17 protein-coding genes are annotated in these 13291 nt (G+C 42.8%); 5 read left to right on the top strand and 12 right to left on the bottom strand.

Annotation, left to right across the window (positions count from 1 at the left end):
* Positions 1-4 precede the first annotated feature (4 nt).
* From atpG to FSC11_RS00715, 8 genes are all read right to left on the bottom strand, one after another.
* A complete protein-coding gene (gene atpG / locus FSC11_RS00750; RefSeq protein ID WP_004814251.1) occupies positions 5-874 on the bottom strand; it encodes a F0F1 ATP synthase subunit gamma in 870 nt (289 codons plus the stop codon).
* A gap of 88 nt (positions 875-962) precedes the next feature.
* On the bottom strand, positions 963-2507 hold the full coding sequence (gene atpA, locus FSC11_RS00745) for a F0F1 ATP synthase subunit alpha (RefSeq protein ID WP_163164578.1): 1545 nt from the start codon (positions 2505-2507) through the stop codon (positions 963-965).
* 43 nt (positions 2508-2550) lie between these two features.
* Positions 2551-3087, bottom strand: coding sequence for a F0F1 ATP synthase subunit delta (locus tag FSC11_RS00740; RefSeq protein WP_163164576.1), 537 nt, complete (start codon positions 3085-3087; stop codon positions 2551-2553).
* Between the two features lie 12 nt (positions 3088-3099).
* Positions 3100-3570: a F0F1 ATP synthase subunit B gene (locus FSC11_RS00735; RefSeq protein ID WP_004814248.1), complete on the bottom strand. Its 471-nt coding sequence runs from the start codon at positions 3568-3570 to the stop codon at positions 3100-3102.
* Positions 3571-3609: 39 nt separating this feature from the next.
* The gene (gene atpE, locus FSC11_RS00730) at positions 3610-3855 is read right to left on the bottom strand and encodes a F0F1 ATP synthase subunit C (protein WP_000424060.1); all 246 of its coding nucleotides are present in this window, start codon (positions 3853-3855) and stop codon (positions 3610-3612) included.
* A gap of 83 nt (positions 3856-3938) precedes the next feature.
* The gene (gene atpB / locus FSC11_RS00725; RefSeq protein WP_004814247.1) at positions 3939-4814 is read right to left on the bottom strand and encodes a F0F1 ATP synthase subunit A; all 876 of its coding nucleotides are present in this window, start codon (positions 4812-4814) and stop codon (positions 3939-3941) included.
* Positions 4815-4917: 103 nt separating this feature from the next.
* Complete coding sequence (locus FSC11_RS00720) at positions 4918-5316, bottom strand: ATP synthase subunit I (protein ID WP_004814246.1); 399 nt, start codon at positions 5314-5316, stop codon at positions 4918-4920.
* 173 nt (positions 5317-5489) lie between these two features.
* Positions 5490-6326: a metal ABC transporter solute-binding protein, Zn/Mn family gene (locus FSC11_RS00715; protein WP_163164574.1), complete on the bottom strand. Its 837-nt coding sequence runs from the start codon at positions 6324-6326 to the stop codon at positions 5490-5492.
* Between the two features lie 138 nt (positions 6327-6464).
* Between FSC11_RS00715 and FSC11_RS00710 the strand changes: the two genes are divergently transcribed.
* From FSC11_RS00710 to FSC11_RS00695, 4 genes are read left to right on the top strand one after another with little or no spacing between them, the layout of a single operon-like run.
* Positions 6465-6962, top strand: a complete 498-nt coding sequence (locus tag FSC11_RS00710; protein ID WP_163164572.1) for a transcriptional repressor — start codon at positions 6465-6467, stop codon at positions 6960-6962.
* Entirely contained in the window at positions 6944-7726 is a 783-nt protein-coding gene (gene znuC / locus FSC11_RS00705; protein WP_163164570.1) for a zinc ABC transporter ATP-binding protein ZnuC, read from the top strand. The genes FSC11_RS00710 and znuC overlap by 19 nt, the downstream gene beginning before the upstream one ends.
* Positions 7727-7729: 3 nt before the next feature.
* The gene (gene znuB, locus FSC11_RS00700; protein ID WP_163164568.1) at positions 7730-8530 is read left to right on the top strand and encodes a zinc ABC transporter permease subunit ZnuB; all 801 of its coding nucleotides are present in this window, start codon (positions 7730-7732) and stop codon (positions 8528-8530) included.
* 3 nt (positions 8531-8533) lie between these two features.
* The gene (locus FSC11_RS00695; protein ID WP_163164566.1) at positions 8534-9016 is read left to right on the top strand and encodes a 2-thiouracil desulfurase family protein; all 483 of its coding nucleotides are present in this window, start codon (positions 8534-8536) and stop codon (positions 9014-9016) included.
* Positions 9017-9026: 10 nt separating this feature from the next.
* On the opposite strand, the gene FSC11_RS00690 is transcribed toward FSC11_RS00695, so the two are convergent.
* Both FSC11_RS00690 and FSC11_RS00685 read right to left on the bottom strand, forming a co-directional pair.
* The gene (locus FSC11_RS00690) at positions 9027-9347 is read right to left on the bottom strand and encodes a pyrimidine/purine nucleoside phosphorylase (RefSeq protein ID WP_004895307.1); all 321 of its coding nucleotides are present in this window, start codon (positions 9345-9347) and stop codon (positions 9027-9029) included.
* Between the two features lie 89 nt (positions 9348-9436).
* Positions 9437-10060, bottom strand: coding sequence for a LysE family transporter (locus FSC11_RS00685; RefSeq protein WP_071320819.1), 624 nt, complete (start codon positions 10058-10060; stop codon positions 9437-9439).
* A gap of 158 nt (positions 10061-10218) precedes the next feature.
* Here FSC11_RS00685 and FSC11_RS00680 point away from each other — a divergent pair, with 158 nt between their 5' ends.
* Positions 10219-11139, top strand: a complete 921-nt coding sequence (locus FSC11_RS00680; RefSeq protein WP_163164564.1) for a Dyp-type peroxidase — start codon at positions 10219-10221, stop codon at positions 11137-11139.
* Between the two features lie 53 nt (positions 11140-11192).
* Here FSC11_RS00680 and FSC11_RS00675 read toward each other — a convergent pair whose 3' ends face one another.
* Both FSC11_RS00675 and FSC11_RS00670 read right to left on the bottom strand, forming a co-directional pair.
* Positions 11193-11882, bottom strand: a complete 690-nt coding sequence (locus FSC11_RS00675; RefSeq protein WP_163164562.1) for a hypothetical protein — start codon at positions 11880-11882, stop codon at positions 11193-11195.
* Between the two features lie 11 nt (positions 11883-11893).
* The gene (locus tag FSC11_RS00670) at positions 11894-13279 is read right to left on the bottom strand and encodes a M23 family metallopeptidase (protein ID WP_420867674.1); all 1386 of its coding nucleotides are present in this window, start codon (positions 13277-13279) and stop codon (positions 11894-11896) included.
* Between the last annotated feature and the right edge of the window lie 12 nt (positions 13280-13291).

Genomic DNA, 13291 nt, shown 5'->3' with positions numbered 1-13291 from the left:
TATGTTAAACGGCAGCGGCACCACCAACGATCTCAGAAATTTCCTGAGTAATCGCGGCTTGACGCAGCTTGTTATAAATAAGTTGCAGGTTCTTGATCAAATCACCAGCGTTGTCTGTTGCAGCTTTCATTGCAACCATACGAGCAGACTGCTCACACGCGATGTTTTCGATCACACCTTGATACACCACAGACTCGATGTAACGAACCAACAAGCCATTTAAAAGCTCTTCAGCTTCAGGCTCGTAGATGTAGTCCCAACCGTATTGACGGTTAAGCGTCTTGTCTTCTTCAGCAGCTGCTAAAGGAACAAGCTGTTCGATCTTTTGGTTTTGAGTCATGGCGTTGACAAAGCCGTTAGATACTAGATAAATACGATCTAACTCGCCTTTATCGTAAGCGTCTAACATCACCTGTACAGAACCAGATAACTGTTCAAGACTTGGAGTGTCGCCCACTTGAGTGGTCGCACCAAGCACTTTACCGCCGTAGTTTTTAAAAAACGAAACCGCTTTTTGACCAATCAAAGCAAATTGAACTTCAATTGACTGCTCTTGTTGCTGTTGAACGTGTTTTACCACTTTCTTGAACAGGTTAATGTTCAAACCACCAGCAAGGCCACGATCTGAAGACACAATGATATAGCCAACGCGCTTAACAGGACGTTCAACCATATAACGGTGTTTATATTCAGGATTCGCTTGTACCAAATGAGCAATTACACGGTGCATATTTTCGGCATACGGACGGCCTTGTGCCATGCGCTCTTGCGCACGACGCATCTTAGAAGCTGCTACCATCTGCATCGCGCGAGTAATTTTCTGCGTGCTTTTGATACTAGCTACTTTGGCGCGAATTTCTTTTAAATTTGCCATACGCTTAACCTAGTATTCGAAGGCCCTTACGAGCCCTCGAAGGTTGATTCCGTGAACCAAACCAACACCAATCTAGCAAGTTGCTAAATTAGTAAGTTTGAGTCGCTTTGAATTTTTCAATACCAGCTTTGAATTCAGCTTCGATATCTTTATCCCAAGCACCAGTCTCGTCAATTTTTTGCATTAACGCAGCGTGTTCTGAACGGAAGTAAGCAATTAACGCAGCGTCAAAGTCTACGATTTTCTTCACTTCTACGTCAGCCATGTAGCCTTCGTTAGATGCATAAACTGATACAGCTTGGTCAGCGATTGAGTATGGAGCATATTGTTTTTGCTTCATCAACTCAGTTACGCGTTGACCGTGTTCAAGCTGTTTACGAGTTGCTTCGTCAAGGTCAGAAGCGAACTGAGCAAACGCTGCCAATTCACGGTACTGTGCAAGTGCAGTACGGATACCACCAGACAATTTCTTGATGACTTTAGTCTGCGCAGAACCACCAACACGAGATACAGAGATACCCGCGTTCACAGCAGGACGGATACCCGCGTTGAACAATGATGTTTCAAGGAAGATCTGACCGTCAGTAATCGAAATTACGTTGGTTGGTACGAATGCAGATACGTCACCTGCTTGAGTTTCAATAATCGGTAATGCAGTTAATGAACCAGTTTGGCCTTTAACTTCACCGTTAGTGAATTTCTCAACGTAGTCAGCAGATACACGAGAAGCACGTTCAAGTAGACGTGAATGTAGATAGAACACGTCACCTGGATAAGCTTCACGACCTGGTGGACGACGAAGAAGCAATGAAATTTGACGGTAAGCAACAGCTTGTTTAGACAAGTCATCATAGATGATCAGAGCGTCTTCACCGCGGTCACGGAAGTATTCACCCATTGTACAGCCAGAGTATGGAGCCAAGAACAGCATTGCTGCTGGATCCGCTGCCGCTGCTGCTACAACAGTTGTATACGCCATAGCGCCAGTTTCTTCCAGCTTGCGCACAACGTTAGCGATAGTCGATTGTTTTTGACCAATTGCTACGTATACACATTTAATGCCAGAGTTTTTCTGAGCGATGATCGCATCGATCGCCATAGCTGTTTTACCAGTCTGACGGTCACCAATGATCAACTCACGCTGACCACGGCCTACTGGGATCATTGTATCTACTGATTTATAACCAGTTTGTACAGGTTGATCCACTGATTGACGCCAAATTACGCCTGGTGCTACTTTCTCAACAGCATCAGTCAGTTTTGCATCAATAGGGCCTTTACCATCAATCGGGTTACCAAGAGCATCTACTACACGGCCTAAAAGTTCTGGACCAACCGGAACTTCTAATACACGACCTGTGCAACGCGCTTTTTGACCTTCTTGAAGGTTTAAGTAGTTACCTAAAACAACGACGCCCACTGAATCCTGTTCTAGGTTCAGTGCCATACCGTATAAGCCGCCGTCGAATTCGATCATTTCACCGTACATTGCATCAGCAAGGCCGTGAATACGCACAATACCGTCGGATACCATAACAATGGTACCTTCGTTTTTAGCGGTCGCGCTGGTGTCCAGATCGCCGATACGCTGTTTAATGAGCGCACTGATCTCGGATGGATTCAGTTGTTGCATTGCGCTATACCTCAATCTTTTTAAAGTTCAGTCTTCTTATTTCTTAAGCAAGAAGACGAGTACGCATTTTTTCAAGCTTATTAAGCGCAGAATCATCTATCACTTGGTCGCCTGCACGAATAACCACACCAGCAATAAGCTCTGGTTTAACATCTACAGAAACATTTACCGCCGCTTCGAATTTTTTCTCTAATGCGTGAGTAAGGAGTTGTTCCTGTACAGAAGTCAATGGGAATGCTGATTCAATCACAACATCCACAGTATTGTTATTCTGTGATTTGAGCTGTTCATATTCTGCAGCAATTTCAGGAAGCAAAGCCAAACGTGCGTTTTCAGCAAGCATTGTCAAAAAGTTTGACACTGCAGGCGTTTGGTCTTCGCCTAAAACTTTAGCAAAAAGTGTCACCTGCTCAGCAGGTGTCAACTCAGGGCGATTTAGATAAGCTGAAAATGCTTCGTCTTGCACCGCAGCACTGAGCAATTCAAGTGCAGTTGACCAAGAGTCAGCTGTACCTTGCTCAGAAGCGTAAGCAAATGCTGCTTTAGCGTAAGGGCGTGCCAACGTCAAGAGTTCAGCCATAATCCGCCTCTCTTAAAGTTTAGCAGCCAGCTGAGTCAGCATGGCATTGTGAGCTTCTGCGTCAACTTGCTGGCTAAGAATTTTCTCAGCGCCAGCAACTGCAAGAGCAGCCACTTGTTGACGTAATTCTTCGCGAGCAGAATTGATTTCAGTATCAACAGCTTCTTTAGCCTGTTGACGAATACGCTCACCTTCAGCTGACGCTTGAGTACGAGCTTCTTCTACCAATTGCGCTGCACGACGGTTCGCTTGTTCGATCAATTGAGCCGCTTGTGCTTTTGCCGCGTCCAGTTCAGCTTTCACTTGTGCTTGCGCATCTGCAAGGTCAGCCTTCGCTTTTTCAGCAGCATTTAAGCCATCAGCGATTTTACGCTGACGTTCACTAATCGCATTGATTAGTGGTGGCCATACAAACTTCATGCAGAATGCGACGAAAATCGCAAATGCAATCGCTTGGCCAAACAATGTGAGGTTGATATTCATTGCAAATTCCTCAAATAGTGAATTTCGGAATTAAGCTGATTAACCTACAAATGGATTAGCGAAGATGAAGAACAAGCCAATACCAACACCGATCATAGGCACAGCATCAAGAAGACCCGCGATTAAGAACATACGAGTTTGAAGTTGTGGAGCCAATTCTGGTTGACGAGCTACAGCTTCAAGGAAACGGCCGCCTAAAAGACCAAAACCAATCGCAGTACCTAAAGCACCGAAAGCGATCAAGATAGCAGATGCAATTGCAACTAGACCTAAAGTGAGTTCCATGATAATTCCTCAGAGGTTAGGTTTTATACCAAATTAAGTTAAAAAATTGTGCCCAACCATCCCGTGACAGTTAGGCAATACCATTAATGCTTTTCGCTTGCCATGCTCAAGTATACGATAGTCAGCATCATGAAAATGAATGCCTGTAGCGTAATAACAAGAATGTGGAAGATCGCCCAAGGCACAGATAACGCCCACTGGATCCAGAACGGTAATAACGCGATAAGAATGAAGATTAACTCACCCGCATACATGTTACCGAACAGTCGTAGAGCCAATGAAACTGGACGTGCAAGGAAGGTTACCAATTCAAGAATCAAATTCACTGGAATGAGTAACGCTTTTGCAACTGGGTTACTTGGGTTAAATGGGTTAAGTGCAAGCTCACCAACGAAACCGCCAATGCCTTTCTCACGAATACTGTAAAACAAGATAAGCGCAAATACAGACAATGACATACCAAGGGTAATGTTAGGGTCAGTAGATGGAACGATCTTGAAGTAAACGTGGTGCGGATCAATACCAAGAAGGCTACCAATCACGTGTTGAGCGATATAAGGAATCCAGTCAACAGGGATCAAGTCCATCAAGTTCATGAGGAAAATCCACACGAAGATGGTTAGCGCTAGTGGAGCGATCAAACGCGATTTTCCGTGGAAAGTATCGCGTACACTTGAGTCAACAAACTCGATAATCATTTCGATTGCAGACTGGAACTTGGTAGGAACACCAGAGTTTGCAGCTTTCGCTACGATCCAGAACATGAAACAGAAAAGAATACCAAGGCCGATTGACCAACCCATTGAATCCAAGTGAATAGCAGTGAACCCCATCTGTTGAGCTTCAGCACCATTCTCGGCCAATTTCCATGTACCGTCCGGCATTTTGCCATAGGTCATGTTGGTCAAGTGGTGCTTGATGTACTCGGTCGAAGTAAGGGCATGTTCTTCAGCAGCCATAAATCACACCTGGTCAATGTCAAAAACTAATGAAACTTACGAATATCGCGTGCTGCTTGATATCTCGCTTATTTCTGAAAAAACTTTTCAATTTTTGCTGCGCTTAAACTCGTCTTTGTAGACGTGACACCCAAAACGGAGCGACCCACGACATGGCTTGAACGAGTATAAAACCACAAAACAATGCAACCGGGGATAACGGCTTGACATTGCTTAAAATCAAAATGAATCCAACAATCACAATTGCAAACTTACCGAGCATGCCCCTATACATGTTCGATAGAACTTGTTTGGAAGCTCGCGCGCCCGCAGCACGAAACGACTGCCAGCTAAAGTAGCAGGTCGCCAGCCAACATACGAATGCACCCAAGGCTGCACTCAAGGCTGCGGTTGTGTCCTTCAGAACCCAACCTAACAACGCTGAAACGGGTATCATTACTGCTTGCAAGATGACTAAAGCTTTCGCTAATCGTCGGTCAATCAAGCGACTAGTTCGGCTCATTATTTATTCACTCACAGCAATCATGCTTGACAAGTTTAGCTGATGATTATTTTTAATCGCAGGCATTATAGAGTTACACCCCTTAACATGCAATCTTTTCCCGAGCTTAGCTTCGAAAAATTCGATGGTTCAATCGTTTGTAAACTAAGCAAAACTCGATCATTTTTTAATCATTATCGAGAATTTAGCACACATTTGTTCGTTTGATCAGCTAATTGTTGCCAGCCTTGGATAAAGTCCCCTGCTCCACTCATGCTTTCGTCTACATGCTGGAAAACTACCGGGTTCAGTTTTCTGTACTGATTGGCATTGGCATGTCCCTCAGCCAGTAGACACATTTTGGTCTGTGCGCGGGTATCCTGCAGGTACTTGATCTGTGCAACCGTTGGTGACACATGCGGATCATCGGTGAGTGCACCCATAAACTTCAGGTTTAGCGGACGCTCCAGATACTGATAGGCATCATGATATGACCAATAGGGGCGTGGCTTGGAAGTTGAACTATAACGTTGTGCTGTCGTCAGCATATTTTGTGCAAAAGCACGTGCATTTTTCCAGTAAGTTTCACGGTACTGTGGCATTTGCTGTGAACGCAGCGCAGCAATAAAGAAACCGATGCGAACTGCATTATTTGGGTCCAGCCAGACATGTGTATCAACCGTATTTTTTAATGCTTCACCACGCGGATTACGCATTGGCAAAGGATTAATAATGCTGGAATCCAGAATTGCGATACTTTTATTACTTTCTTCGAGTACTTTTGCCAAAGGCGCTTCATGGGCCTGTCCCAGCCAGATCACCAGCCCCGCATCCTGAATGGTTTTACGGTGTGCCGGGGTCAGGCTGACGTCATGTCCAGTCTGATTGGCCAATAATAAGGTTGGCTGCTCTACCCCTTGGGTAATTTTTTTAGCAATCAGGTAAATCGGATGCGTAGATACCACCAGACTTTGTGACCAACTTAAGGTACTCAATAAAGCCAAGGTACAGAACGCAAAGAAACGGGACATGGGAGAAAATCGCGGTAAAAACACTAAGTGTTATAATATAACAAATTTGCAAAAATACCTATGCCCAATCGAAACTGACAACGCTTCATGATAAGATTTAAAATTCTTTTAATTTCAGTTTCGCACTTGAGGTGAACTATGGGTTCCTGTTCGCACGAACACCACAACGCATTGCACGGCGTACACGATCATCCGAACGTGGAACAACGCCTGGCTGAAGCGGAAAGCCTGTGTGTAGCGACTGGTGCGCGACTTACGCCTTTGCGTAAGGAAGTCCTCGAACTGATTTTAAATGCTTCAGGTCCCATGGGCGCCTATGACCTGCTGGCCAAGATTAAAAATAATAGTGATCGTCCTGCGGCACCACCCACAGTATACCGCACGCTCGACTTTTTATTAGAAAAAGGCTTTATTCACCGTCTGACTTCTATTAATGCCTATATTCCATGCTGTCATCCACGTGAAGGCCACCAAGCGGCTTTCCTGATTTGTACCGAATGTAAAGCTGTAACAGAAGCTTCGGCACAAGGATTACTGGATCAGCTCGATGCATTGGCAAGCTCAGATGATTTTAGTGCCCATCACAGCATCATTGAGATTTCAGGAATCTGTCAGCAGTGTCGCAACAAAGCCTAACTCCCGTACCGCTGATTCAACTTTCTAAAATTTGGGTCAATATCGATGAGCGGGACATCTTAAAAGCCATTGACTTCTCTTTGCAGGAGAAAGAAATTGTCACGCTGATTGGTCCAAATGGTGCCGGCAAGTCGACTTTAATTAAAGTTATGCTCGGAATTGTGAAACCGCAATCCGGTGAGATTAATACGGCGCGCAAGCTGAAATTTTCTTATGTGCCACAAAAATTCAATCCTTCACATAGCTTGCCGCTACGGGTAAAAGATCTGCTGGCACTCGAGAAATGTCCTTCAGCTATTAAAGCTGAAATCATCCGTGATACCGGTATTGCCAAGCTGGAAAATTCCAAAGTTCAACAGCTTTCTGGCGGTGAGCGTCAACGTGTATTATTAGCACGCGCTTTACTACGCCAGCCGGATATCCTGGTTCTAGACGAACCCATGCAAGGTCTGGATATCCAATCCGAGGCCGAGCTGTATGAATATGTGCGTAGCCTGCCAGAAAAATATGGCTGTGCCATTTTAATGGTCTCACATGACCTGCAATGGGTGATGCAAGGTACGCATCGTGTGGTTTGTCTGAATAAACATATTTGCTGTAGCGGATTACCGGAAAGTGTGCAGCAGCATCCAGAATATCAAGCGATCTTTGGCACCAATCGGGTGTTCTACCAGCATCATCATGATCACTGTGCCCATGGCGACTCTGCAACACCCTGTCAGCACGATACACGACCGCATATTCACCCCGAGCCGGAAGCTTAAGCCATGATGGACTGGTTACAACTGCTTTTACCTGCATGGATCATGGGAACACTCTTGGTGTTCCTGACTGCGCCGCTGGGCTGTCTGATGCTGTGGCGTCGTATGTCTTTCTTTGCCGATACCATGGCACATGGCACTTTACTGGGTGTTGCCATTGCTGGTGCCATGAGTCTACCGCTGTGGATCGGTGTAACCTTTATTGCCCTGTTACTGGTGGCTATTTTATGGGTGCTGTATGATCCTCGCTTACCGAACGATGCATTGCTTGCGCTCTGCTCAGCCACCCTGCTCTGCTCAGGCTTATTGTTCATTCAGCATTTACCGAGTTTAAGACCGGAACTGCTGAGTTATCTGTTCGGTGATTTGCTGACGATTTCCTGGAATGATTTACCCACTTTTGCTGTGGTGATTATTGTTGCACTGGCTGTGATTTATAAAAGCTGGCAGGCACAGATCCAAATTGCCATTGATCCTGATATGGCGATCAGCGAAGGTGTGAATGCCAAATTACAACGCCTGATCTTTATGTTGCTACTGGCCCTATTCACCGTATTGGCACTTCGAGCAGTAGGTTCACTTCTAATGGGAGCCCTGCTGGTCATTCCGGCACTGACGGCTCGCTTGCTGGCGAACTCACCAAGACAAATGGTGATCTGGGCCTTCGTGATTGCTCAGATTGGGGTAACGGTTGGTCTCTGGTCAAGTGCAGGCCTCAACACTTCGACAGGTCTAACCATTGTCCTGACCATGTCAGTGCTGTTTGCCCTGATCTTCTGTATACAGAAGTTTAAGAAACTGAGTTAAGTCATGCAGAGCAAACGCTATTTGATTAGTGCCTGTTTGCTCGGTCATAAAGTCCGTTACGATGGACGGGATTGTCTGCTCAAGGAACTGCTGCAACATCTGCTACCTGATCAATATGTCAGTCTCTGCCCTGAAGTCAGTGGCGGCTTAGCCATCCCCCGCCCACCTGCCGAGATTCAATCTGGGAATGGTCACGATGTACTGCTGCGCCACGCTCATGTTCTCGATATAAATGGTACAGATATTTCAGAGACTTTTATTCAAGGTGCCTATGCTGCTTTAGATCTTGCCCGAAGATTTCAAGTGACACATGCCATCCTCAAAGCCAATAGCCCATCTTGTGGCAGTGACCTGATTTATGATGGATCATTTACTGGGACAAAAATTCAAGGTCAAGGCGTCACTGCTGCCCTGTTGCAACAACACGGCATTATCGTGATGACCGAGCAAGATTTTTTGGAACAGTTAAAAGTGCAACCTGAGTAAGTTCACTCCCCTATTCAAAGTGGCAAACATAATCCACAACTTCTCGGCATAACAGTTTAAACCGACTATGTTTAGGTACATAGAAAGATTGTCCTGGTACATAACGCTGATAATGCGCATCCTCACCGATCTGCACCAGACATTCACCGGAAATAATTTCCAGACGTTCTGCTACAGCAGTTTCAAACACGATCGGCTGTTCTGTCGGCAGGAACACACCTAAAGTTTTTTGAGTGCCATCCGGCAACTGAATGCAATGACTGATGCAGCAGCCATACTCGTGGATAGTTGGTTTTTTAATAATAGACACGCAGTCGAATTGACCAGACATAGGAATACCTCTTTTATTATTTTTATGTTTTGTATTCAAAAGCTAGCGACATCACATTGTTTTTATTTTTGTGTAATGCACCTTTATGTTTAAGCCTGATGCACCAAACTGAGCAAGGTTGCAGCGCAGGCAAACAGCACGGCAAAGCTGCGATTTAATATTTTTTGTTGCTTTGCTGATGTCAATAATCTTAAAACTTTCGCTGCCAATCCGGTATAACCCGCCATTACAATCAGATCAATGGTGACCATGGTTGCTGCCATAATCACGTACTGAATCCACTGAGGTTTGGACAGATCCAGAAACTGTGGCAATACCGCAAGCAGGAACACAATTGCCTTTGGATTACTCATATTTACAAGAAAACCATGCAGCACCAATTTCCCCGCTGACTTACGGGTTAACTCATGCTGAATCTCAATCGACTGCATCGGCGCAGTCCACTGTAAATATGCCAGATAAAGCAGGTAGCCCACGCCAAACCATTTCACCAGCAGGAATGCCCAAGGTGATGTCGCAAACAGTACCCCTGCCCCGGCAGCGACAATGGCGATTTGAACCAGTAAAGCCAGCTGCAAGCCTAAAGCATTCCAGTAGCCATGTCGAAAACCGTAATTCAGGCCACTCGACATCGAAGCAATGGCGCCCGCACCTGGGGAAATGCTAATCACCCAACAGGCCAGCATGTAGGCAAACCAAACTTGATAGGACATGAATCTGCTCGATAGAAAATTTGAAGCGTATTATATGACTTTTCAAATATATTCAGATCAAAATCTTGCTAAAATTTAATCTGAATACTATTCACCCTGTATGGCTTCAGGCACAATAGTTCGATTAAATACAGGAACTTTTATTACAGGAGCCATGAATGACAGCCCAATCTGTAATTTTGCCATTACCTTCAGATCATGCTCGCTTTATTGTTTTACGTCTTAAAGATCTCAGCATTGAAGATTTTAAAGAGCAATTAGAACAATTATTTACGACACGTGATCGTCTGATTACTCAACATCCTAATGCGCAAATTAAAACAGGCGTGGCTTTTGGTCCTGAACTGTGGGCAAAACTTTATGACCAAGCTCCTGTAGGCTTTAAACAACTCGAGCCGATTCAAGGTTCGTTTGATATGCCTGTTGTTCCTGCGGATGTACTGATTCATATTGCTAGCGCACGTGCCGATATCTGCTTTGCTTTAAGTCAGGCTTTCTTTGAAGGAATTCGCGATCAGGTTGAAGTGCTGGATGAACGTGTCTGCTTCCGCTATTTTGATGGACGTGATATTACCGGCTTCATCGATGGTACTGAAAACCCGCAATTCCCGGATGATCGCGCTGAAGTGGCTTTAGTCGGTGAAGATGCCGGTATTTTCCAGGATGGTTCATTTATTTTTGCACAGCGTTATGCGCATAACCTAGAAAAATGGAAAAAGCTAAAAGTTGATGCTCAAGAGCAAGTAATGGGTCGTACCAAGCTTGAATCAATTGAGCTCGATGATGATGTAAAACCTGCCAATGCACACGTTGCTCGTACTGTCGTTGAAGATGAGGGAGGCGAGGAAATGGAAATTCTACGTCACTCTCTGCCTTATGGAGATGGTCGTGGTGACCAAGGTCTATTCTTCATTGCTTATACCAAAGACCTGAAAATCATTGATGCCATGTTAGTGCGCATGTTTGGTACATCAGGCGATGGGATCCATGACCGCTTGCTACACTTCGTGACTCCAATGGATGGTGCGTATTACTTTGCACCAAGTGAGGAGTTACTGGAAGAGGTTTTGGAAGGGTAAAATTTATAAGGTCGGTGATTGCTACATTCTCCATAATGTAGCAATCTAAAAAATTATTTTTTAAGAAAATTTCTATAATTAATATTTTCACACCCTAGAGTAAATGTTAAGCACTTTAAATCTGAATCTAAAATAAATTTATAGTCATTAATTTTCCTGTTACTTTCCCTAATATTGGCATTATATAAATATTTTTTCTCTTCTTTAATATAAGAAAAATTATCACCAGCCAATATACTCCCGTAATCACTTTCTAAATTAGCAGATGAAGAATTTACTACTGGAGCTTCAATAACTAAATTTGATAACTTATTATATATAAAAAAGTTAGATATAAATTTTTTATAAGGTCTTTTCACATAATCTAATTCACTAAATTCCCTTATCCGAAAGGCAACTATTTTTTTATCTTGATAAAGTATTTTTAAATCTACAGTTGATTTTAAAGGCACAGTACCTTGATATAAAATATAAGTTTTTTGATTATTTAAAACTTCGACGCCATAACTCTTAAGAATGTAATCTCCACCAGAATATTTTTTGTTTTTATCCCCATAATCAACTAAACTTAATTTTAAATTTTTATTTAATTGAGAGAATCTACCAAATTGATCCAGAAATAAAACTGGTTCTTTAATTTGGGTAGCACTTTGCTGGTAATCATTCCAATCTATATTTTTTGCGTGACATAATAGTGAAAAGAAGCTACTGCTAATTATTACTATAGATTTAAGTATTTTCATATTTTAAGTGCCTAAATCAATTTGGTTATAAAAAAAGGAATAGGGTCAAATCTTCCTTGCAAGCCTGTACCGAGCAATGCTGAACTTCTTGCCTCGAAATGCAAATGTCCCCCTTTCGATATAGTAGTCATTCCCCTCGCATTTCCAGTAGAACCTGTTTTACCTAAAATTGTCTTAGCATCAACAACATCTCCTTTTTCAACATATATGGTAGATAGATGTGCATAAAAAAAATAAATTGATTGGCTGTTTGTAATATTTTTTGATGCATAAGTTTTTTGCTTTTCAGGCAAGTCATCAATGTTTACTTCTAATACTATAATTTTGCCATATGCCTTTCCACTATCTGTTGCAATAGCAATAACCCCACTACATACCGCAAAAATATTTGTACCGGAATCAGCAGCTAAATCTATACCTTGATGGTTTCTAGTACCTCCATTTCTAACTTTCCCAAAAGTAGCACTTTTTACATTAGCTAGACCGGCAACTCTTAACTGGTTTATTGCTAAAGGATCTACCCACATTCCGCTGCCTCCAACAATTTTATTTTCTTGTATTTCGGTACTTGGTGTTGGTGTTGGTGTTGGTGTTGGTGTTGGTGTTGGTGTTGGTGTTGGTGTTGGTGTTGGTGTTGGTGTTGGTGTTGGTGTTGGTGTTGGTGAAGAAGTTTGCCCCAATAAAATTTTAATTGTTTCATCTAAAGATAAATTTATTCCAGAAGTTTTAGATTTATCCAATACATAATCATAAATATTAATATGTGCATCGATGTATGCTCTTAGCCATATTCCATAAGCAACTTTTGCATCGTTGTTATATCTTTTCAAATAATCTAAAGCATTTTGTTTACCCTTATTTCCAAATTGTGCAAGCAATAACATTTTTGCTCTTTCTGGGGAAAAACTATTGTTTATGAATGACCTCGCACCTCCAGCTCCTTCATGATGTAATAGATAAGCAAATTTAGCTATTGAGCTCGGCTCTGTTAATTTTTGATAAGGTAGTTTTGACCATTTAAAATTTATAATTGCATAAGCAGCTGCTGCATCAATCGAAAACTCAGAGTTGAATCTAAGATTTAAAAGTTGCTCCTCAGTAAGATATTTATTTTTTGAAGCATATTGCCCTATTAAAGATTCTTGGTTTTTACAAAGTTCAAGCCAAGTACCTTTAAGAAATTGTGTTAATCCTGCGGCATTTGTAGTGGTATTAAAACTTTTGGAATCCCATTCTCCATTACTTTTTTTTGCAGCTTCAGCATGAATTAAAGCTGCTAGACTATGTGGAGTAAATCCATGACGTTTCGAAGCGTCTATAACAAATTTTCTATATTTATTATTTAACCCGAATCGCGGATAAAAAATTGACTTGAAAAATAAGAGGACTAGAGCCATCAGTTGAGTTAC

It is taken from the genome of Acinetobacter schindleri (genome assembly GCF_010918895.1).
In the GTDB taxonomy this organism is placed as follows: domain Bacteria; phylum Pseudomonadota; class Gammaproteobacteria; order Pseudomonadales; family Moraxellaceae; genus Acinetobacter; species Acinetobacter schindleri.
This window is presented reverse-complemented; position numbering and strand designations above follow the sequence as displayed.

Bases quoted from the DNA above. Each gene is read 5' to 3' on its own strand.
- FSC11_RS00720 (WP_004814246.1), bottom strand. From the start codon at position 5,316: ATGAGCCGAACTAGTCGCTTGATTGACCGACGATTAGCGAAAGCTTTA.
- FSC11_RS00675 (WP_163164562.1), bottom strand. From the start codon at position 11,882: ATGAAAATACTTAAATCTATAGTAATAATTAGCAGTAGCTTCTTTTCA.
- FSC11_RS00710 (WP_163164572.1), top strand. From the start codon at position 6,465: ATGGGTTCCTGTTCGCACGAACACCACAACGCATTGCACGGCGTACAC.
- znuB (WP_163164568.1), top strand. From the start codon at position 7,730: ATGATGGACTGGTTACAACTGCTTTTACCTGCATGGATCATGGGAACA.
- FSC11_RS00685 (WP_071320819.1), bottom strand. From the start codon at position 10,060: ATGTCCTATCAAGTTTGGTTTGCCTACATGCTGGCCTGTTGGGTGATT.
- atpE (WP_000424060.1), bottom strand. From the start codon at position 3,855: ATGGAACTCACTTTAGGTCTAGTTGCAATTGCATCTGCTATCTTGATC.
- FSC11_RS00680 (WP_163164564.1), top strand. From the start codon at position 10,219: ATGACAGCCCAATCTGTAATTTTGCCATTACCTTCAGATCATGCTCGC.
- FSC11_RS00715 (WP_163164574.1), bottom strand. From the start codon at position 6,326: ATGTCCCGTTTCTTTGCGTTCTGTACCTTGGCTTTATTGAGTACCTTA.
- atpG (WP_004814251.1), bottom strand. From the start codon at position 874: ATGGCAAATTTAAAAGAAATTCGCGCCAAAGTAGCTAGTATCAAAAGC.
- FSC11_RS00735 (WP_004814248.1), bottom strand. From the start codon at position 3,570: ATGAATATCAACCTCACATTGTTTGGCCAAGCGATTGCATTTGCGATT.
- atpA (WP_163164578.1), bottom strand. From the start codon at position 2,507: ATGCAACAACTGAATCCATCCGAGATCAGTGCGCTCATTAAACAGCGT.
- FSC11_RS00690 (WP_004895307.1), bottom strand. From the start codon at position 9,347: ATGTCTGGTCAATTCGACTGCGTGTCTATTATTAAAAAACCAACTATC.
- FSC11_RS00695 (WP_163164566.1), top strand. From the start codon at position 8,534: ATGCAGAGCAAACGCTATTTGATTAGTGCCTGTTTGCTCGGTCATAAA.
- FSC11_RS00740 (WP_163164576.1), bottom strand. From the start codon at position 3,087: ATGGCTGAACTCTTGACGTTGGCACGCCCTTACGCTAAAGCAGCATTT.
- atpB (WP_004814247.1), bottom strand. From the start codon at position 4,814: ATGGCTGCTGAAGAACATGCCCTTACTTCGACCGAGTACATCAAGCAC.
- FSC11_RS00670 (WP_420867674.1), bottom strand. From the start codon at position 13,279: ATGGCTCTAGTCCTCTTATTTTTCAAGTCAATTTTTTATCCGCGATTC.